Consider the following 19,152-nt stretch of genomic DNA (forward strand, 5'->3'; position numbering starts at 1 on the left):
TTCATTTTACCATGAGTAGTAAGAAGAAGATTTCAAATATATCACAATATATTAAAGGAATTGAGGGAGAAGCACAATGAAAAAGATTATAAACAAACCTGAAACATTAGTAATGGAAATGTGTAACGGAATGGTTATGGCTCACCCAGAGCTTGAGCTTTTGAAAAAATATAAAGTGATTAAGAAGAAAGAAATGAACGAAAATAAAGTAACGTTAATTAGTGGCGGCGGTAGTGGTCATGAGCCAGCACATGCAGGATTAGTCGGAAAAGGCATGTTAGATGCGGCAGTGTGCGGAGATGTGTTTGCTTCTCCTTCACAAATTCAGGTATATCAAGCAATTAAAGAGACAGCTAGTAAAAAAGGTACGTTATTAATTATTAAAAATTACAGCGGCGATATTATGAATTTCAAGAACGGTGCGCATTTAGCGACGGAAGATGGAATTGAAGTTGACTACGTAAAAGTGGACGATGATATTGCGGTAGAAGATAGCCTGTATACAGTAGGACGCCGCGGCGTTGCGGGCGTTATTTTAGTTCATAAAATTGCCGGTGCAGCAGCGGAAGCAGGTATGGATTTAGGAGCGGTAAAAGCTATCGCAGAAAAAGCAGCGGCTAACGTACGCACAATCGGTTTAGCACTAACTTCTTGTACAGTTCCAGCGAGTGGATCACCTACTTTCACACTTGCGGAAGATGAAATGGAATACGGCGTTGGTATTCACGGTGAACCAGGAATTAAGCGTGAAAAAACGATGTCAGCAGATGAATTAGCTAACCGTATGACAAACGATTTAATAAAAGATTTAGGCGTAAAAGATGGAGAAGAAATTGCACTTTTAGTTAACGGTTTTGGCGGAACACCACTGCAAGAACTTTACTTATTTAACAATGCCGTTACGAGAGAATTAGCTGCTAGAAACATTAAAATCAATAGAGTATTCGTTGGTAACTATATGACGAGTATCGATATGGCTGGTATGTCTTTAACAGTAATGAAATTAGATGATGAGTTAAAAACATTACTATCGAAAGAGTGTAATACACCAGCATTTAAAGTAGATGGACCAGTTGAAAGTGTAGAGTATGTAAATGTGCTTGAAGAGGTAGAAGAGAAGGAAGTTTCCTTTGAACTAGAAACGGCGGAAGAGCACGCTGTTATTAAAAATAATGTTATTACATTAAATAATATGATGTATCTCGTTGATAAAATGAGCGACATTATTATTAAAAATGAAGTACCGTTCTGTGAGTTAGACACACATGCAGGTGACGGCGACTTCGGAATGAGCGTGGCAAAAGGATTTAAGCAATTAAAACGTGAGTGGCATTCGATTGTAGAGCAAGAAAACGTAACGATCGGATCATTCCTTGACGGTTGTTCCATGATTATTATGGAACATTGCGGCGGCGCATCTGGTCCAATTTGGGGCGGTGCATTCCGCGCAGCTAGTAAAGCAGCAGGCGAAAAACGTGAGCTAACAGTGAAAGAATTCGCTGAAATGTTGCAAGGAGCACTGCAAGGTATACAATCTATCGGTGAAAGATCATTCGGAAGAGGAGCGGTAGTTGGTGATAAAACACTTGTTGACGCACTTGCTCCATGTGTAGATTCTTGGTTAGCTAGCGCTTCAAACGAAGAAGACATGAAAACTGCCTTTGAAAAAGGAGCAGAAGCAGCCGTTAAAGGCGCAGAGTACACGAAAGAAATTGTAGCTCGCATGGGCCGCGCTGGTACAGTAGGTGAAAGAAGTTTAGGATATCCAGATGCAGGTGCGCATGCGCTTGGGGTTATCTTTACGGAGATTGCGGGTAGTTTGAAATAGGAATTAGAAAGTCCCCTCTGCCTTATGGTGGAGGGGATTTTCTTAATATTGTTTTTTGATATGTATATTGCGAAATATGTTCCAATAATTGATCCTATTGTATTGAGAATAATGTCATCTACATTAAAAGAACTGATAAGCCTCTATAAAAAGTATTTAAAGTAGTAACAAATAGGCACAATAATTCCAACTATAGAAAATACAATGCTTCCTAGATTAAATGCAGAAAGTTTTGCACGATGAACTTGGACTTCACCTAAATTTACTCCTCCACTAAAATGCTTATCCATAACTTTAGCAACGTTTTGTTGCTGAGTAACAAAATAAGGTATTAACCATATGCAGCAGAACAAAATAATACTGCCGAAAAAGAGGGTATCAATAATAGAAGATCCCCAATTGAATGAAGTAATGACTATGATAGCAAATTCGACTACCATGACAATTATCATAGTTAATGTATATCTAGATTTCTCAGAAACGTTTTTAAATACAGTATCATCCAGGAATTTTTCTATTTTAGCCCATATTATACTGATTAACACGATTAGGCTAATGAAGAAAATAGTAAATAAGACTTTAATTAAAAGAAACTCAAACATCACCGACACCACCTGATAATTTCTAAATTAGAATGTAAAGTTGATTGTATTTAACTCTAGCAAAAGATTAAATTTAATAATCTATTAATCAGCCTATCGGCAAATTTATAAATGTAAAGTTACAACACTACGTGTATTAGTAGTTATATAGGATGAGCATTGTTAGACTTGGAACAGAATTTTTCTATTTCTGGTAAGTAAGCAGAAGCTTCTATAAAAAGAATATCTTGTCCCTTAGCAATTCATATTGTAATACAATATGATAGAAAATAGAATATTCAAATTTTATTAATTTTTAATAATACAAACTTTAACGCATTATCCGAAAGAAGTCTCCTTCCTGGGGCGTGTGAAAGACGATAGTCTAGCGGTAGGTGGGAGATGAATTTCGGTTTGGCGTAGCCAAACATTTGATTTTTCTATTTATTTCCCCTCTGATATACTCAGTCTTAATGGAAGAAAAACATCTGTGGTATTTAAGAATTGGAGAACAATTTGCCTATTTGTCAGCTGTGTTAGATCTATATAGCAATGAAATTGTTGCCTGGAAGCTATCTCCAAGAAATAATTTAGATTTAGTTTTAACTACATTAGATCAATTAGAAAGAAGGTCGTTAACTACTAAAGCTAAGCCCCTTTTCCATTCAGACCAAGGGTTTCAATATACATCAAGGGCCTACGCAAAGCGGTTAGACAAGTTGGGTTTTATTGGGAGTCATTCTAGATGTGGAAACTGTTTTGATAATGCATGTATTAAATCATTCTTCTCACATTTAAAAACAGAGAAGTTGTATTTAGTGCGCTCAAAAACATATGAAATGGCCTATGAAGCAATTCCGGAATATATCCAATTCTATAATACAGAAAGATTCCAAGAAAAACTTCACGGCCTTTCCCCGATAGAATATCGGGAAAAGGCCGTGGCATAATACTCTTTTTATGACTGTCTACTTGACAGGGAGATGACCAATAATAGGACTCTTTTGTTTAATATCGATAAACATCTACTTAATGTTAATGTTTAGCTTTTTACTTTAGAGACAATAGCCGTGAACTTTTAAGAAAGTAAAAGCCCTCCTGAATAATAAAACAAATAGCCTTGCGCTGAAGGAGGTGTTGTAATTCTAAATGCGCAACAAATAGCGATTCTTGTTCCCGCTGAAATAAGAACATTGATATCCGTTGTTGAACCGGATAACACTACATTAGCGGGATAAGGGGTCCCTCCTACAAATGGAGTAGCAGCTTCTGTCTCGGTAGCAGCAAGTAAAGTAAAAGTATTACTGTTTGATGGTGCTGTAGCAATTACAATATACGGAAAAACATCTCCTGCGGGTGTAAAAGCGCCAAGGTTTACAAAGTTTGCGTAAATATTTTTTAAGGTTGCATCATAAGGTACGGTAAAACTATACTGATTATCCCCAGGCGGCAAGGTAAAAGTATTTCCTGTAAGTGCATACGCAGGACTACGTGTGCCAAAATTAGCAATTAAAATATTGGTTGAATCGCCGGATGCGTTTGTATTAAGTGTCGTTGTATTCACTGTGGTAAATGGAATTACTGCCCCTGATCCTGGACCTGTGGGACCAGTTGCGCCTGTTAGACCAGTTGGTCCCTCTATCCCTTGAGGGCCTTGAATTCCTTGAGGACCTTGCACGCCTTGGATGCCCTGTGGGCCGGTTGCTCCGGTTACTCCTGTGGGGCCTTCTATCCCTTGAGGACCCTGAACTCCTTGAGGCCCTTGAATCCCTTGTGAGCCGGTGGCCCCAGTTACTCCTATGGGCCCTTGAATCCCTTGTGAACCGGTGGCCCCAGTTACCCCTGTGGGACCTTGAATCCCTTGAGGCCCCTGAATTCCTTGAGGCCCTTGAATCCCTTGTGAGCCGGTGGCCCCAGTTACTCCTGTGGGACCTTGGATCCCTTGAGGACCCTGAATTCCTTGAGGCCCTTGAATCCCTTGAATCCCTTGTGAGCCGGTGGCCCCAGTTACTCCAGTTGTGCCTTCCGGACCTTGAGGGCCTTCTATCCCTTGGGGTCCCGTTATTCCTTGTAGGCCTTGAGGCCCTTGTGAACCTGGTAATCCTTGCGAACCAGTTGGACCGATTGGACCGTCTATTCCTTGAATTCCTTGCACGCCTTGCGGACCAGTGGCTCCTTCTAAGCCTTGAGGCCCTTGAATCCCTTGTACGCCTTGCGGACCCGTTGTACCTTCCGGACCCTGAGGACCTATCGGCCCTTGTATGCCTTGGATTCCTTGTGGTCCTGTCGCTCCAGTTGGACCTGTCGGACCGCCAGCAGGCCCAGTTGGCCCAGTTGGCCCCGTTGGTCCTATTCCGCCACCTGTTCCGCCACCCGCAGGCCCAGTTGGACCGATTGGACCAGTAATACCTATTCCAGTTGGGCCAATTGGTCCAGCTACGCCTTGAATTCCTTGTAAACCTTGCGGGCCTTGAATTCCTTGCACGCCTTGAGGACCGGTTGGACCTAATAAACCTTGTGCCCCCTGTAAACCTTGCACGCCTTGCGGCCCAGTTGGACCGATTGGACCGGGAATTCCTTGAATCCCCTGTACGCCTTGAGGACCGGTTGGGCCTTCTGGACCTTGCGGGCCGGGGGGTCCTTGTGGCCCTGTTGTAACTCCAGCTGTTGAAGCATTTAGTGCTGCTAACAACGAAGTAATAAGGATTTGCAATGTATTCGGATCCAAAATAAGTGTTGGGAAGAATGAAGAAAGTGCATTGAAAAACTGTTGGAATAACTGAGAAATTTGTGAGATAGAGGTATTTGGATTTTCTAACGATGTATTAATATTTTGTAATAACTCAATTATAAATGTTGTTTGTGGATTAGATGGAAATGTAGAAAGTAGAGACAAAAAACCATTAATAATTTGTTGTAAGTTAGCTATTGTTTCTGGATTTGGGTTTTGTATATAGTTTTGTAGTGCAGACGTTATTTGAGCCAACAATTGTTCCAACTGTGAAGATTGTGTTGGGGAAACTGGGATACTTGGAGGAATCCCAGGAGGGATGCTAATCGTGTTCCCATTAACGAGTATTTGAAAGATAATAGATAAGGAGCTTGCGGGGAAATTAGAATTGGATACAATAGAAGCGATTGCTTGCAAAAAGAGTTGAGATAATTGAGCGATTGTTTCTATAGGTAAATTAGGTTGTTGTAGTGTATCAATTAATTTCTGTAAAATTTGTAGCGCATACTGTGTTTCAGGTGTGTTGTTAACACCTTGTAGTAATGTGAAAAAAGATTGTAAAATACTTGTTAGTGCACTTGCAGTGGTTGTATTTGGATTTTTGAAAAAATTAGCAAGCGCAGTATTTAATGAAGACAATAAAGTGATGAATGACTGTATTTGGTCGTTGGTAAAAATAACAGGGTTACAGCATGAATCGCCCGAACCGTTTGATACGGGAAGTGCAGGCCAAAATCTATTACAATCATCTTTGTTAAACCTCATAAAATAAACCTCCATCTTTTAAGTCAGTTTATCTTATGAGCACATACACAATTTGCGCACAAAAATGGGTGGTCAATCAGTTTTTTGCTGTCCTATAGACGAGTTGGAAAATGGTCGGGTATAGGTTAGCTAAGTATCCAGAAGATGTTTCTTTTTTGGATGTAATAGAAGCTGTCGAAGGTCCAAAACCTATTTTTCAATGTAAAAATATTGTACAGAATGGTCTACTATATCGAGACGAGGCCGAGGCTTGCAATTCTTGTGAACCTAGCAATTCTTCTTGTACAATTAACTTAGTAATGCTTGAAGCAGAAGAACACATGCGTGAGTTTCTTCGTAAAAAGACTCTTGCATGGTTAGATAAAGAACTTGATATTGTTTTACCTGAAAAGATAAGGGTAGATACTCGTGAATACTTCAAACAAAAAAACTCTAACTAAATCGCCATGACGAATTAGTTAGAGTTTTTTTGTTTTTTAACAATATCAATCAACTATTATTTGTCTAGTTTAAAGTCTATTTCTATTGCCAATTTGATTTCTTCACATATTGGTAATTTGTCCCTATCAAACTGATCGTTTTTTGCATTTAATATATTGTAAATATATTTTATTTTGAAAGGATGTGATTATATGGCTCATAAATCTACTGGAGTGTTTCGAGTTCCAGTTTCTGAAAATGGGATTATTCCAACTGCTCTCAACATTATGTTAAACAATGATTCACGCTGCCATACTAGTAATGTAACGGTAACTGTTAAGAGAAGCCGAAACACTTTTTTCCCAACTCAAAATGAATTAGTTGAAATCTCTCGTACGTTTGTTTCTTTAGAACCAAACAGAACAACTAAGATTGTGTTGTTTACTCCAGAATTCCAAATAGAAGATTTCCTTGATGTCATCATTAGTGGAAATAAAGATGATGTTAAGGATGTTCTTGTATATTCTTTCTTAGCAGATTCAGCAGGTCACAATCTGCCATCTACTGTTTTCAGAAATGCAGAATATACTTTTGTTTGTTGATGCGCTTGCTCCATGTGTAGACTCTTGGCTAGACAGCGCCTGAAACGAAGTAGACGTAAAAACTGCCTTTGAAAAAGGCGCAGAGTATACGAAAGAAATCGTAGCTCGCATCGGCCGCGCTGGTACCGTTGACGAAAGAAGTTTAGGATATCCAGATGCAGGTGCGCATGCGCTTGGGGTTATCTTTACGGAGATTGCTAGTAGTTTGAGATAGGAATTAGAAGATCCCTTCTACCTTTAGGTGGAAGGTTTTTTTAGTTGATTTCTCATCCTGTAATGGTAGTTTACGTTAACTTCACATCAATACGATATACAAAAATCCGCAAGAACTGTTACTAAGACATGCTGACAAATTATGCTGGACAAGCATAGATAAACATACAAGCAAAACAGTCTATTTCACATTGAATATACTATCATGAATTAAGGAGGTTATTGATTTTGTCTTCACATTGTGAAAATGAATTTGATTATATCGTGATTGGTGCGGGAACTACCGGAGGGGTAATCGCTAAAAAATTAACGGATGATACATGTACATCCGTGCTAGTGCTTGAAGCGGGAACGAATATGGAGAATAGCAGTCCTTCTATTGCAGTAGCAGAAGTTCGAGCGAATGATAATGAGGTTTTATGTTAACTCAATAAAATATACAATATGAATTTTTGCATATTTTAAAATTTAATGTATCCTCTAAAAACTATTGATTGTATAATGTGTCTTGGCATAGCCTTTTAGATTTTTCGACAAAAAATAGAAGACGTATTGGGAGAAGACATTATGTACACAAAACTATTAAAATCAATTACATCATTATCACTTATTGGTGGTGCTTTATTATATACAAATGGCAGTGATGTGAAGGCTGCGGAGGCGGGCATTTTTTCTGATGTGCCCACATCACATTGGTCGTATACTGCGATTCAAGATTTAGCGAGTAAAAATATTATTTCTGGTTATGGAAATGGGATATTTGGTTTTGGAGATGTTGCGACGAGGGAGCAAGTAGCGGCTTTAGTGTATCGTGTTATGCTTCCGAATAAACAAGGTGGAACGTTTAGTAGCAATAATTCTCTTTATATATTAAAAGACGGATCTAAGTTTAATAATCCTTATGGCGATATTAACCAAAACTCTACGATGTTCCCTGAGGAAATTTTAATGTTAACGAATGCAGGGGTATTTAAAGGGGATGAGAAAGGGAATTTTAGACCGAAAGCTCCTGTGAATCGTGCAGAAATGGCGCAAATTCTTACAAATGCTTTTCATCTTTCGGCGAAACAAAACCACACATTTAGCGATGTTCCAAAAGATTTTTGGGGCGGAAATGCGATTAGTACGGTACAGTCAAACGGGATTGCATCTGGTACAGGCGAAGGGAAATTTGAGCCATATAGTGTGGTAAAACGTGAACAATATGCACAGTTTTTATATAATACTTTGAAATATAAAAAGCCTGAAGTTGCGGGGCAAGATACAGGGGATGCGGCGTTATTAGCAGCGTTTAAAGAGGAAGTACAAACGCGTATTAATGCATACGAAACGAACATTACACTTCCGTATAAAACGAAAAATAGTAATACACAAGAAGTGATGAATACACTTTTTAACGCATACAAAGAAATGGCAAGTAAAAATGAGTATACAAATTATAATAGATCGAATGTTTCATACGGACTTTCTGGATCACCTGGAAATTATACATTTACGCTAAAAATTACATATCGTGAAACGAAAGAACAAACGGAATATGTAATGCAACAAGCGAAGGCGATCGTTTCTTCTATTACTCAAGTTGGAATGGATGATCACGAAAAGGTGAAGGCGATTCATGATTATGTCGTAAAACATGTTTCTTACGATACGTCTTATAAAGCTTACACAGCATATGAAGCACTCGTAAATCGTTCTGCGGTTTGCCAAGGTTACGCACTATTAACCTATCAATTATTAAAAGAAGCTGGTATTGAAAATCATTTTGTGACAGGAACTGGGGACGGACAACCTCATGCTTGGAATTTAGTGAAAATCGAAAATAAATGGTACCACCTTGATACGACATTCGATGATCCAGTGCCAGATGAGCAGGGCCGCGTAACGTATTCATATTTCAACTTATCAGATGAACAAATTGCAAGAAATCATGAGTGGAACAGAAGTGATTATCCGCAAGCTACAACGAATTATTATGGTACATTAACAAATAAAATTGCGGCAGGTAGTACGAAAACTCCTGTATATGAGCAAATATTAAAAGACACGAAGCTGAGCTATTTAGGAAATAAATACATCGCAAATAACTACAATGAATTAAAAACTAAAATGCAGCAGCGTTATAGCGCAAAGCCAGAGAAAATTGAAGTGCTTTATAAGCAATCAATGAATGGTGCACTGCAAGATGTGAAAAAGGCAATTGGAGAAATCGGTTATCCGAAAGGGTCAAATCGAGTTTCTTATAAAGCAGAGCCGTATAATGCGAAAGAAGGATATTCTTTAGTGACGATTACGTTTACGTACTAAGAAAGAAAAACTCGCTTATCATAAGATCACGGATTCGGTTTTGAAGTGCAAAATTGCAATTTGCGGATAAATAATAAAATTAGCTTTCGAATTAACAAGATACACAATCATTAGCGTTAAAATTGCTCAGGGCATAAAAGCTCTGAGCGTTTATTATACATTGACTTATTGAACTAACGTCACGTTAATCACTTAAATATTGCCAGGATGGATAGAAAAATACATATAACTGCTGAAGTAAATAAGATGACAGAAGTTACAAGATTTCTCCTGACGTTAGTAAGCGCTTTCTTTTTTTATATATTTCGACAAAATATAACAATGTAAAAATGAATCGTTTGTTACTATAAGATGAGAAATCTTACATTTTAAAAAGCTATTGAAAATAACTACTACAGATAGGCGGAAAAAAATGAAACGAAAGTTACTTCCGGTGTTAACATGCGGTACATTGCTTATGGGAATGGCTGCTTGTAGCTCAAATGAGAAGACTACAACTGAATCAAAATTTAAACAAGAAGAAAATGTTCAGGAAAAAACGAAAGTTCAAACCGTTCAAAAGCAACAAAAAGATAGTTATGTAGTAAGTGAAGATGAATTATCTAAAGCGGCACAGTCGATTGGAGAAATCAAAAACGAGCAAAATATAAATGACATGATGATACATATGTCTTTACAAAAACTAACATTCAATGGGAATAATCTTCATGTTCCTGGTACCCGTGATGTAGGGCGATGCCAAATGACGAAAGAAAACATTCAATACTTAAAAAATAACTTAAATATTATTAATAATAATGAAAGACCAAAATATGAATCTATTCTGAACAAATGGTACGATGGAAAATTCGAATCTGCAGTTGAAGACTTTAGAGAAATTCATTATTTACGTTCTGGAACAAAGCAAATTATGGAGGGATCTAAACTAGCTAAAAAAACTGATAGTGACGAAAAAGAGTTTATTTTCCATTTCTTTGGTCAAGAAGGATTATATATTCATGATAAAGAGTGGGAATATGGAAAGTCATCTCGCGATAACGGGTAGTAAAACTCCCACCAAAGCTTATAACAGTTCCATCTTTATATAGAAGGAGAAAAATAAAGGTTCACTCATATATTTTAACGGATTCAATTTACTTTATCCCGGTTGCGATTGGTATGTTTTTCGTTTTCTTGTATAAAGAAAATTGGTTATATGAAGAGAGAAAATATTAAGAAAGATCCTCTTTGGATATTTCCAAAATTAACCTGAAACAAACGTTTTTATATGTTAATATGGAAAAGGGTGTTTTCAGTATTTTCTATCAATATATTATTTTAAGGATAAGGGGATTCAATTATGAATTTTAAACAACTCATCTTAGCAGGGACAGTTATTGTATCAACAACACTAATCCCTCTAACAAATGTGCAAGCAGAAAACACGTTAGGATTTAAAGATGTTCCTGAAGATCACTGGTCTTATAAAGCAATTATGGATTTACAACAGAAAAATATTGTAGCGGGTTATGGAAATGGTATATTTGGTTTTGGTGATAGTATTACACGTGGACAAGTAGCTAGAATGATATATCTTTATTTGAATCCAGCAAATGAACCTAATACACCAAACACTTTCACTGATACTAAAGGTCATATGTTTGAAAACGAAATTTTAACTCTTAGTAAAGCAGGTATTATGAGTGGATTCGGCGATGGCACATTTGGTCCGGATAATATTTTAACACGCGAACAATTGGCTGCTGTATTAGCAAAGGCTTTTAACTTAAAAGCGACATCTACTACCACGTTCAAAGATGTAAATAAAAATTACTGGGCAACAAATGCTATCAGCGCATTACAAGAAAATGAAATTGCTGCTGGCACGGGCGATAATATGTTTGAACCTTACAAGATTGTAACTCGTGAGCAATATGCGCAATTCTTATACAATACAATTAATAAATCAGAAAAAGAGTCTACAGCTATACCGGAAGAGTTAGCAGACGATGATATTTATTATTATGAAGGTTGGATGGAGAGCTCATCTGTTCTGAAAAAATCTGTATCTAAGGAAGCACAAAATCTTGTTACTCAAATCAACACAAAATATAATGCGGAATTAAAGTATGCAGCGATAGGCGGTCCAGGTTCAGAGGTTGTTTTATTCTCTCCGGTATTAGAGGGGATTCCAGAATTTTATGGGAATTTCACTGTCGAGGGTGATGATGAAAATAACTTTACTGTTAACTTTGTAATTGATAGAGGTCAAGGTAATAAGGCATTAATGGATTTAGGGAAAAAGTGGATCACAATGATAAATCCAAACTTAGATTTGAGTACAGAGATTGATAATATAGTGGCTTCTAATACACGCACAGGTAAATTTGATATAAATAAAAACAATCTTAAAATAGAGATAAGCTTAGAGAAGCAAAATTCTAGTAGCGATCTAATGCGTGTTGAAATACATAACAAGTAAAAGAGAGTATACTTTGATATTGTGTAATAAAGATAAGGCCCACCTAGGGAAATAGGTAGGCCTTTTTAATGTACAAAGAGAAGACATCTTTTAAGATGTTTTCTTAAAAAAATCCTTCATCATTTTAACGTCTTCAATATTCAATATTACACCATCAATTTTATCTTTTTTCTCATCTTTAGCAATCGTAATTTGTTCCTTATTATCAACCCATACAAGAAACTCTTCTTTTGAGTCATCTTTATATGTAACGGTTATAGTAGAATGAGCAGATGCTCTCTTTTTTTGATCTAATGTGATTGTTTTAGGGGTGCCATTTTGTACTGCTGAAACGATAGATTGTATCATTTCTTCATTGTCTGTTTGAGATTTGGAAATATCATTATTGCTTGTGTTAAGTATTTCAATGTCTGTAATATTTGCGGAGTTTAATTGAATGGTTTGTGTATGTTCTTGCTTAGCTTGTGAAGCTTTATTTGTAGCTGAGGTGCTTGTGCAACCGATTAAAGTGAAAGATAGAACGCTAAGGGCGCATATATAAGTTATTTTCTTCATTTTATCCCCTCCTTCAATTTAATTATAACAATTTTCTGTCAATTAATGTAGTTATTGTAAGAGATAGGTAGAATAATATTTCATTCTTACAAAATTGTCACATTCATGTAAGGTAATTCAATAGATTAGATACTTTTTCCATGTCATAATAAAGACATAAGAAAACGCATTAAAAAAACTACAATGTATTAGGAGCGTGTCAGTCATGATCGTAACAACAACGTCTGGAATCCAAGGTAAAGAAATTATTGAGTATATTGATATTGTAAATGGTGAAGCTATTATGGGTGCAAATATTGTTCGTGATTTATTTGCTTCAGTTCGCGATGTTGTCGGTGGTCGTTCTGGTGCTTATGAAAGCAAACTAAAGGAAGCTCGTGATATTGCAATGAATGAAATGAAAGAACTTGCAAAACAAAAAGGTGCGAACGCTATCGTTGGTGTTGACGTAGATTACGAAGTAGTTCGTGATGGAATGTTAATGGTTGCTGTAAGTGGTACAGCTGTACGTATATAAGAAAACAAAAAAATCCCCTCGAAGCTTATGCTTTGAGGGGATTTTTTTGTAAACAATATGTATCATTTGTTCAACGCACAGCAATTAAACTAGGAGAATTATTATCATATAAAATTAGGTTATGATAGTGAGGGGGAAGCGTGGGAGAGGGGTGAGATATTTATATATTGAATTCCTCTTTAGTATTTGAGTAAAATAAGGTGTCTTAAATGTGAGTTAATTGTTGCCTTAAGTAAAAAAGGAATAGTGAAGAGGTTAATGTGACAATATAAATCTTTACACAATATAGAGATAACAAATATATAATTATATTTAATAGATTTTATTGTATGTTATACATAATAAATATATAAGAGAAAATCACTAATAATGCAATTGTAAGAAGGAGAGTAATTTAAAAATATTGAAGAAAAGAGTTATACTTAGATTTAAATGAATTAAAAATAATTGATTATAAATTATAAAGAATCCAAAAGAGACATTTGTGAATATAAAATAGGAGGAAGATTAATATGGATGTTTTGAAAGACTTGAGAGTAGACTGTTTTTCATTAATGAAGACCTATCAAATTAAAGAATATTTAGGAATAATCGAAACGGCTTATACACAAAAAGGCAATGTTGAAGGTCAACGTGTTGCTTTAAAAACGAAATCTGCCGTTACTATTAGAAACCGAATGAAATCCGATATAGTAAGAGGTACTATATTACCTCCAGTTGTAGTAGGTATTGTTGTAGGGGAAGAGGGATTTAATAAAATTGAGAAAATGCATGAAGCGGGAGAGTATGCAGAGCTAGAGGAACTAATTAATGCTGCTGACGCGAATACTATTTCGATAATAGATGGTATGCAAAGAACGACATCTATTATGGAAGCGATTGAAGAAAGTGAAGATGTGTTAGAAAGAGAAATTCGAGTGGAATTTTGGATTACAAAGAATGTAAATAGCTTACTTTATAGAATGTTAATACTTAATACTGGACAAGTGCCATGGAATTTAAAGAGACAAATTGAAGTTGTATATAACCCATTGATAAAAGAACTAACTGATCATGTAGAAGCAATGACTTTATTGAGTGTTGAGAATCCATCTAATCGTACAAAACCTGGTGAATATCAAGCTGAAAAGATAGTAGAATTATTTTTAGTATTTGGTACGAGGGAAGCGAAGGTTGATACAAAATCTGCATTAGCTGACGAATTTACTAAGTTAGATTTTATTGGAGTTACATCTGAAAATCAATTAAATAACCTATTTATTGAATTCTTGAAAATCATGATTCAATTTGATGAAATAGTTTTCAAATTAACTTTAGATTCTGAAGTGGTAGAAGACGAGAAGTTTAAGAGCGGGAAAGATTTATTTGGTAGTCAAACGTTAAAAGCAGGATTTATGTCTGCAATTGCTCAATATATTTTTGGTATCCCAGGAGAAGAGTATTCAAAAGAAAAGCAAAATGAAAAAGCGACTTATTTAATGGACTTATTTGAGCATTACTTTGAAAAATTAAAAGAGAAAAATGAAGAAGAACTAATTGAGTATATAGATTTCATAACATTAAATGAGTATATGAAAACTGTAAATAGAGGAATTGGTGATTTTGAAAGGAAATTCTTTAATAAAGCATTTGAAACATTAATAGATAAGAAATTTGAACTTGAAAACTTAACTCCATGCTGGAGAGCAGCTGGTTCAAAATGAAACGCATGACAAATTTTATCCGTATGAATAAATTGATTTTTCAAGGATTTTATGACCTTATGAATGAATACCCTAGGGAAGTTCATTTATATACCCCTAGATGGATAAGTTTGAATGATGAGGAAAAAGCCCGTTGTAATGGTCTCTATGTAAAAGATTTTTTTAGATTAGAAAATGGGCTTATTTCTTGTTTAATTGAGGATTCGATAAATAACGATAGATACTTCGCTATTATTGGTGTTGAGAAAGATATTGAGTTTTACTCTGAAATTTTAATACCGAAAAGTGTAACAAAAGAATTCTTTTTTAGAATTGTGTGTGACCTAGCAATTCAACCGAGGGAATCATCAGATAAATATAGTATTGAAAATGAATTGTTATTTGAGAGTAGTGATACAGAAGGGTATGCAGGTCATGAATATGATGTTGTGAAGAAATATTTCCCATCTGTTCATTTATTTAAAGTTCAAGAAGGTTATGTCGAATCAGATCTGCCATTAATAAATTTAACTGGTTATTTTTTATGTGAAAATAAAGAAGGAATTGGTGTAGGATATTGTGAAGAAGCGTTGGTTCAATATAAAGAGATTTTCACATTGAACTTTGAAACTTTAAATTACAATGCTTTAGTGAGAAGTTTAATAAATCTTTATTATAAAGATGTTTTTATGGATATTTATAGATGTATAGAGTATTTATATAGAGCTTATAACATAAATGAAATTAAGAAGAAGTTAGAGACAACGTTAAATTTAGACGATGTGTATAGTATGGTAACAAGCCAGTTGAGTTACAAGTTTACAGAATCAGCGAGTATAAATAAGATCTTTCAGGATATGCCTAGTAGAGTAACAACAAAGCTTAGAAATATTGAGGCTTTTGAAGGCGAAAGTAAGGAAGATGAATGGTTCTATAAGGTAAGAAATTCTTTAGTACACGGTAGAAGAATGGGAAAAGAACTACAATTAGAGGAGAAAGATTGGTTTGTTTTATTAGGTGTTAGTCTAGAAATATTAAAAATGGTTCATCAATATGCAAAAGACCATAATATTTCAGTGGATTTTATTCATCAAATTCAAAAAAATTGATGTCTTTGCGCTTACAGTCGCCCCTCAAAGTATATGCTTTGAGGGGATTTTTTCTTTTCAAGTTAAGGGTATTACATATCTTATATACAACACCATATTCTATCACCTTATCTGTTGTTTCTGAATGACAACTATTTATGAATAACTGTTTCCTGTCTTACTATAAAATTCATAGGCGAAAAAACCAAATAAATAGCCGATTCCAGCTCCTAAACCAATTGTAAACAATGAATAATTCGGGAAAAATATGTCGAGCATTATACCGATTAAACACCCTAACAGCATTCCCATTGGTATGAGACTATCTAATAAAACTTGAGCGTTTTTTGATTTTTTCTTACCTAAGGTGCCGTTATTATATTTATGTTTAAGCCTTCCAATCACATATACTACAATTCCCCCGGCTATTAAAACAGGCGCAATTGCTGTAAGTAACCACATGTTAGAGTCTCCTTTCACCTTTTAATATAATTATACCAGATACTTACAATTGGGTATTCCTGAACGTACTATCTAGTTTATTTAAAAGGCCAATCAAAAAAACTTTCAATTGTATTTAAAAACTAGTCAAAAACACTTTCCCTTTTGTTTTCTCAGCAGACTGCACAACATCAACCGCTGTTTTCACATCCGCTAAGTCATACGTAGAATGTACCGTCATAAAACGTAATTGCTTATTTTCTACTAAGCGAATTAAGTGACGAAACGTTTCTTGCCATTTGTGTGGTGACACATCTTTATTCCAATGTCGTAAATGAAATATGTTTGTGTGCACTTTTGCTTTCGTGACAATCTCTGCCCAGTTTACTTGTACGCCCGATAGAAGACCGATAGTCAAAAAATGTCCATTTGGACGTACACAAAACGCCAATTCATTTCCGTCAGGTCCTCCAATAGAATCAATCGCAGCATCTGCACCAGCTCCGTTTGTTAATTCCATAACTGTTTCGTGAAGCGGAGCAGTGGAAGTATTTATTACATAATCGGCACCCAGTTGAAGTAATTCCTCTGTATGTTTACTATTTCTTGTCACTGCAATGAGTCGGAAATTCAAAATTTGCGATAACTGTGCAAAAAGGTGACCAATAGCGGATCCGCAAGCATTCACTAATAACACGCTACCCTGTTTTAAGTTTAGTGTTTCTGTACATGTAATCCACGCCGTAAGAGGATTAATATACATTTGTGCTGCTGTAAAATCATCAATAGAATCAGGAATAGGGACTACAAAGTCAGCTGACGTCTTCACATATTCTTGCCAAGTACCTTCCCCGCGTAAAGGTAAAACGCGTTTGCCGATAAAGTCTCTAGAAACGCCCGCACCTACATCTTCTACAATCCCAACACCTTCATAACCAGGTATGTTAGGTAATGGAATTCTATGTGCATACGCTCCGGTGATCGGAATTAAGTCAGATGGATTAATCGGTCTAACTCGCATACGAACGAGAACTTCATTATCTTTTAGTGGTTCTATATTTTTATATTCAACTTGCAATACATCTTTTGGGTTGCCAAACTTGTGAAATTGAATGTGTTTTCCGTGCAAGATAGATGTTCCCCCTTAGTTTGATTGGGTTTATTATAGCATTTTTGGTTTGAGGGGTTATTTTATTGGGAATAGATTAGGAAATGAAATAGGAAGGGCAATATGAAGTGATGGAGTATATGGTATATATCGAATCATTTCGTAAAAGGGGAGGATGAGGTTATGTTGAACAAAAAGGAAGATGGTGAAGTGGTAGTTATTGATATGGCGCAAATAAAATCAGATTTTACAGTGATAGAAAACGAAACACGCTTAATTACTAAGAGACCGAAAGACGCGCAGGAATTACGTAAGATGATTGGAACTCGTACTGCTGGTGGGAGACGATTAGTAGAGTTATATGAAGAAGGTAAATAATGTGTGAAATATTTTCACTTATTTTTAATAACATGTTTTTGAATTTTTTTGTGAAAATCATTTAATGAATTGCTTAAGAAGTTTATTAAGCAAGAACAAATTTTATTCTATTATATAGTTAAGGCTTTAAAGGTTTGTGGTGGGGGAATTCTAAATGGAGCTATTTAAAGGGAAAGTTGTTTGTCCAAGATGTGATGGAAATGGTCTCGTTTATAAAGCAGAAATTAAAGATATAAATAAAGTTGTATATGTTTGTGATGAATGTGACGCAACGTGGTTTCGGAATGATAGATTTGGAATGGATAATTTTGTGGACTATGGGACATTTCTTAAGGAGAATTCATTGTCTTATATGGAGGCGAATGTTATTCATTTAGGCTATGATTGGTACAAAGGATATTGATTTTTTCATTATAAAGCAAGAAGCCACTTTAAAAGTAGCTTCTTGTATTTTTTTATTAAGCCGAAGCCTTCTTCATTCTCTCAAGTAAACTAGATAAAATATGCGTACGATACGATTCTAGTTTTTTACCTTCATAAGTACGGATACCTAATTTTTTAAGTTCTTTTACATACCAACCTTTGCTTCCGAAATACATGTAATCGCTCCCCTTCAACTTTTTTATTTGTTCTGATTGTACTTGGAGGTACGGGCAATATAATGAAGGAAATGAATTTCGCGCGAAAATGGTTAACTTTGTTGCAAAAGACATATATACTAAAGGTAGTATACAACGAGGTGGGCAAGACGTGATTATAGAGAAGCACGAAATTCAAATTGACCAAATTACGAGCGGTAAAGTGAATATCTTTACTTTCTATAGAAATAGAAAGCAAGTTGATGATCATTTTTTACAATTGCAAGAACCATCGCTTACAGCAAACTACTTCTATCATTTTCATTTTGATGTAGAAAGCTTGTATCTACTGCAGGAAGAGTTTCCGAGCGTATATCCGTACGACGGTAGTGAAACGATTCACGACTGGACGGAAAAGATGAAAGCGGAATTGCAACATCAGATCCAAACAGGTAAATGGAATAAACGCGTACGTATCGGTAATCGCATTCTAGATGTGGTGTTTACGTGGTGTGACGAAGATATAGTAGAGTGAAAAAGAAGCGGATGACGCTTCTTTTTTTAGCGCTGGAATAAAACGAGTTTACCTGCAGAAGATGTGCAGCGATGTGTTTTTTCGTGCAATCCTTTTTCTTGTAAAATAGATTCACCTTTTGCTTTCGCTTCTTTTTCAGTTGCCGCCTCAAATGATTCGTCTAATGCTTTTGAACCATCTTTTTCAAAGACTGTTAGAACGTATACTCCCATGAAAATTCCCTCCAATAATTAAAATCAGAATCTTATAACTATTTTGTCATAAATCACTAGAATATGCAAAGAAATATATGACATTGCGTGTTACAATAAGGTGAAACTTTAATCATCGGGGAGTCTTTCATACCTGATGATTATTTGTTT

18 protein-coding genes and 4 pseudogenes are annotated in these 19,152 nt (G+C 35.6%); 15 read left to right on the forward strand and 7 right to left on the reverse strand.

Translation table 11 applies throughout. From position 1 onward, the window contains the following. Nucleotides 1-76 precede the first annotated feature (76 nt). Nucleotides 77-1,828, forward strand: a complete 1,752-nt coding sequence (gene dhaK, locus ACQKNI_RS17690; RefSeq protein ID WP_427282561.1) for a dihydroxyacetone kinase subunit DhaK — start codon at nt 77-79, stop codon at nt 1,826-1,828. A 143-nt stretch (nt 1,829-1,971) separates the two neighbouring features. On the opposite strand, the gene ACQKNI_RS17695 is transcribed toward dhaK, so the two are convergent. Continuing rightward, nucleotides 1,972-2,430 (reverse strand): hypothetical protein, encoded by a 459-nt coding sequence (locus tag ACQKNI_RS17695; RefSeq protein ID WP_098252901.1) that lies wholly within the window; start codon nt 2,428-2,430, stop codon nt 1,972-1,974. 473 nt (nt 2,431-2,903) lie between these two features. Here ACQKNI_RS17695 and ACQKNI_RS17700 point away from each other — a divergent pair. Continuing rightward, nucleotides 2,904-3,359, forward strand: a pseudogene (locus tag ACQKNI_RS17700) (IS3 family transposase); the annotation flags it as partial. A 128-nt stretch (nt 3,360-3,487) separates the two neighbouring features. On the opposite strand, the gene ACQKNI_RS17705 reads toward ACQKNI_RS17700, so the two are convergent. Further along, a complete protein-coding gene (locus ACQKNI_RS17705; protein ID WP_427282562.1) occupies nt 3,488-5,905 on the reverse strand; it encodes a collagen-like repeat preface domain-containing protein in 2,418 nt (805 codons plus the stop codon). 116 nt (nt 5,906-6,021) lie between these two features. On the opposite strand from ACQKNI_RS17705, the pseudogene ACQKNI_RS17710 reads away from it, so the two are divergent. The 7 genes and pseudogenes from ACQKNI_RS17710 to ACQKNI_RS17740 form a co-directional block, all read left to right on the forward strand. Continuing rightward, nucleotides 6,022-6,345, forward strand: a pseudogene (locus ACQKNI_RS17710) (Rrf2 family transcriptional regulator); the annotation flags it as partial. A 192-nt stretch (nt 6,346-6,537) separates the two neighbouring features. After that, nucleotides 6,538-6,927, forward strand: a complete 390-nt coding sequence (locus ACQKNI_RS17715) for a hypothetical protein (protein WP_088232679.1) — start codon at nt 6,538-6,540, stop codon at nt 6,925-6,927. Next, a pseudogene (locus ACQKNI_RS17720) lies at nt 6,923-7,141 on the forward strand (DAK2 domain-containing protein); the annotation flags it as partial. The gene ACQKNI_RS17715 and the pseudogene ACQKNI_RS17720, both read left to right, overlap by 5 nt. A gap of 227 nt (nt 7,142-7,368) precedes the next feature. Then, a pseudogene (locus ACQKNI_RS17725) lies at nt 7,369-7,551 on the forward strand (GMC family oxidoreductase); the annotation flags it as partial. 156 nt (nt 7,552-7,707) lie between these two features. Then, nucleotides 7,708-9,447 carry an S-layer homology domain-containing protein gene (locus tag ACQKNI_RS17730; protein ID WP_427282563.1) on the forward strand — a complete coding sequence of 580 codons (1,740 nt, stop codon included), beginning with the start codon at nt 7,708-7,710 and terminating at the stop codon, nt 9,445-9,447. Nucleotides 9,448-9,859: 412 nt separating this feature from the next. Next, nucleotides 9,860-10,492, forward strand: a complete 633-nt coding sequence (locus ACQKNI_RS17735) for a DUF6241 domain-containing protein (RefSeq protein WP_098357207.1) — start codon at nt 9,860-9,862, stop codon at nt 10,490-10,492. Nucleotides 10,493-10,786: 294 nt separating this feature from the next. Then, entirely contained in the window at nt 10,787-11,908 is a 1,122-nt protein-coding gene (locus tag ACQKNI_RS17740; RefSeq protein WP_098357206.1) for an S-layer homology domain-containing protein, read from the forward strand. Between the two features lie 90 nt (nt 11,909-11,998). Here the strand turns inward: ACQKNI_RS17740 and ACQKNI_RS17745 are convergent, their stop codons facing one another. Further along, entirely contained in the window at nt 11,999-12,463 is a 465-nt protein-coding gene (locus ACQKNI_RS17745) for a hypothetical protein (protein WP_098357205.1), read from the reverse strand. A 205-nt stretch (nt 12,464-12,668) separates the two neighbouring features. Here ACQKNI_RS17745 and ACQKNI_RS17750 point away from each other — a divergent pair, with 205 nt between their 5' ends. From ACQKNI_RS17750 to ACQKNI_RS17760, 3 genes are all read left to right on the forward strand, one after another. Beyond that, nucleotides 12,669-12,980, forward strand: a complete 312-nt coding sequence (locus ACQKNI_RS17750; RefSeq protein WP_088232674.1) for a YbjQ family protein — start codon at nt 12,669-12,671, stop codon at nt 12,978-12,980. 512 nt (nt 12,981-13,492) lie between these two features. After that, the gene (locus tag ACQKNI_RS17755; RefSeq protein WP_088232673.1) at nt 13,493-14,683 is read left to right on the forward strand and encodes a hypothetical protein; all 1,191 of its coding nucleotides are present in this window, start codon (nt 13,493-13,495) and stop codon (nt 14,681-14,683) included. Next, nucleotides 14,680-15,771 (forward strand): hypothetical protein, encoded by a 1,092-nt coding sequence (locus ACQKNI_RS17760; protein ID WP_088232672.1) that lies wholly within the window; start codon nt 14,680-14,682, stop codon nt 15,769-15,771. Before ACQKNI_RS17755 ends, ACQKNI_RS17760 begins: the two co-directional genes overlap by 4 nt. A gap of 135 nt (nt 15,772-15,906) precedes the next feature. Here ACQKNI_RS17760 and ACQKNI_RS17765 read toward each other — a convergent pair whose 3' ends face one another. Then, entirely contained in the window at nt 15,907-16,212 is a 306-nt protein-coding gene (locus ACQKNI_RS17765; protein ID WP_088232671.1) for a hypothetical protein, read from the reverse strand. Nucleotides 16,213-16,327: 115 nt separating this feature from the next. Next, entirely contained in the window at nt 16,328-17,320 is a 993-nt protein-coding gene (locus tag ACQKNI_RS17770) for a zinc-dependent alcohol dehydrogenase family protein (RefSeq protein WP_141552104.1), read from the reverse strand. A gap of 162 nt (nt 17,321-17,482) precedes the next feature. Here ACQKNI_RS17770 and ACQKNI_RS17775 point away from each other — a divergent pair, with 162 nt between their 5' ends. Both ACQKNI_RS17775 and ACQKNI_RS17780 read left to right on the forward strand, forming a co-directional pair. Then, nucleotides 17,483-17,677 carry a hypothetical protein gene (locus ACQKNI_RS17775; RefSeq protein ID WP_098357203.1) on the forward strand — a complete coding sequence of 65 codons (195 nt, stop codon included), beginning with the start codon at nt 17,483-17,485 and terminating at the stop codon, nt 17,675-17,677. Between the two features lie 154 nt (nt 17,678-17,831). Continuing rightward, the gene (locus ACQKNI_RS17780) at nt 17,832-18,080 is read left to right on the forward strand and encodes a 3'-5' exonuclease (protein ID WP_098357202.1); all 249 of its coding nucleotides are present in this window, start codon (nt 17,832-17,834) and stop codon (nt 18,078-18,080) included. A 55-nt stretch (nt 18,081-18,135) separates the two neighbouring features. Here ACQKNI_RS17780 and ACQKNI_RS17785 read toward each other — a convergent pair whose 3' ends face one another. Continuing rightward, the gene (locus ACQKNI_RS17785) at nt 18,136-18,276 is read right to left on the reverse strand and encodes a YflJ family protein (RefSeq protein ID WP_000273535.1); all 141 of its coding nucleotides are present in this window, start codon (nt 18,274-18,276) and stop codon (nt 18,136-18,138) included. Between the two features lie 151 nt (nt 18,277-18,427). Between ACQKNI_RS17785 and ACQKNI_RS17790 the strand changes: the two genes are divergently transcribed. Further along, nucleotides 18,428-18,790: a hypothetical protein gene (locus tag ACQKNI_RS17790; RefSeq protein ID WP_141536072.1), complete on the forward strand. Its 363-nt coding sequence runs from the start codon at nt 18,428-18,430 to the stop codon at nt 18,788-18,790. A 26-nt stretch (nt 18,791-18,816) separates the two neighbouring features. Here ACQKNI_RS17790 and ACQKNI_RS17795 read toward each other — a convergent pair whose 3' ends face one another. Continuing rightward, nucleotides 18,817-19,002, reverse strand: a complete 186-nt coding sequence (locus ACQKNI_RS17795; protein WP_000539550.1) for a YhzD family protein — start codon at nt 19,000-19,002, stop codon at nt 18,817-18,819. Nucleotides 19,003-19,152: the final 150 nt, after the last annotated feature.

Source organism: Bacillus sp. NPDC094064 (assembly GCF_050279585.1).
GTDB lineage: Bacteria > Bacillota > Bacilli > Bacillales > Bacillaceae_G > Bacillus_A.

Coding starts and splice junctions, on each gene's coding strand:
- ACQKNI_RS17695 (WP_098252901.1), bottom strand. CDS start 2,430: ATGTTTGAGTTTCTTTTAATTAAAGTCTTATTTACTATTTTCTTCATT.
- ACQKNI_RS17750 (WP_088232674.1), top strand. CDS start 12,669: ATGATCGTAACAACAACGTCTGGAATCCAAGGTAAAGAAATTATTGAG.
- ACQKNI_RS17760 (WP_088232672.1), top strand. CDS start 14,680: ATGAAACGCATGACAAATTTTATCCGTATGAATAAATTGATTTTTCAA.
- ACQKNI_RS17705 (WP_427282562.1), bottom strand. CDS start 5,905: ATGAGGTTTAACAAAGATGATTGTAATAGATTTTGGCCTGCACTTCCC.
- ACQKNI_RS17730 (WP_427282563.1), top strand. CDS start 7,708: ATGTACACAAAACTATTAAAATCAATTACATCATTATCACTTATTGGT.
- ACQKNI_RS17785 (WP_000273535.1), bottom strand. CDS start 18,276: ATGTATTTCGGAAGCAAAGGTTGGTATGTAAAAGAACTTAAAAAATTA.
- ACQKNI_RS17745 (WP_098357205.1), bottom strand. CDS start 12,463: ATGAAGAAAATAACTTATATATGCGCCCTTAGCGTTCTATCTTTCACT.
- ACQKNI_RS17735 (WP_098357207.1), top strand. CDS start 9,860: ATGAAACGAAAGTTACTTCCGGTGTTAACATGCGGTACATTGCTTATG.
- ACQKNI_RS17775 (WP_098357203.1), top strand. CDS start 17,483: ATGTTGAACAAAAAGGAAGATGGTGAAGTGGTAGTTATTGATATGGCG.
- ACQKNI_RS17780 (WP_098357202.1), top strand. CDS start 17,832: ATGGAGCTATTTAAAGGGAAAGTTGTTTGTCCAAGATGTGATGGAAAT.
- dhaK (WP_427282561.1), top strand. CDS start 77: ATGAAAAAGATTATAAACAAACCTGAAACATTAGTAATGGAAATGTGT.
- ACQKNI_RS17755 (WP_088232673.1), top strand. CDS start 13,493: ATGGATGTTTTGAAAGACTTGAGAGTAGACTGTTTTTCATTAATGAAG.
- ACQKNI_RS17765 (WP_088232671.1), bottom strand. CDS start 16,212: ATGTGGTTACTTACAGCAATTGCGCCTGTTTTAATAGCCGGGGGAATT.
- ACQKNI_RS17715 (WP_088232679.1), top strand. CDS start 6,538: ATGGCTCATAAATCTACTGGAGTGTTTCGAGTTCCAGTTTCTGAAAAT.
- ACQKNI_RS17795 (WP_000539550.1), bottom strand. CDS start 19,002: ATGGGAGTATACGTTCTAACAGTCTTTGAAAAAGATGGTTCAAAAGCA.
- ACQKNI_RS17740 (WP_098357206.1), top strand. CDS start 10,787: ATGAATTTTAAACAACTCATCTTAGCAGGGACAGTTATTGTATCAACA.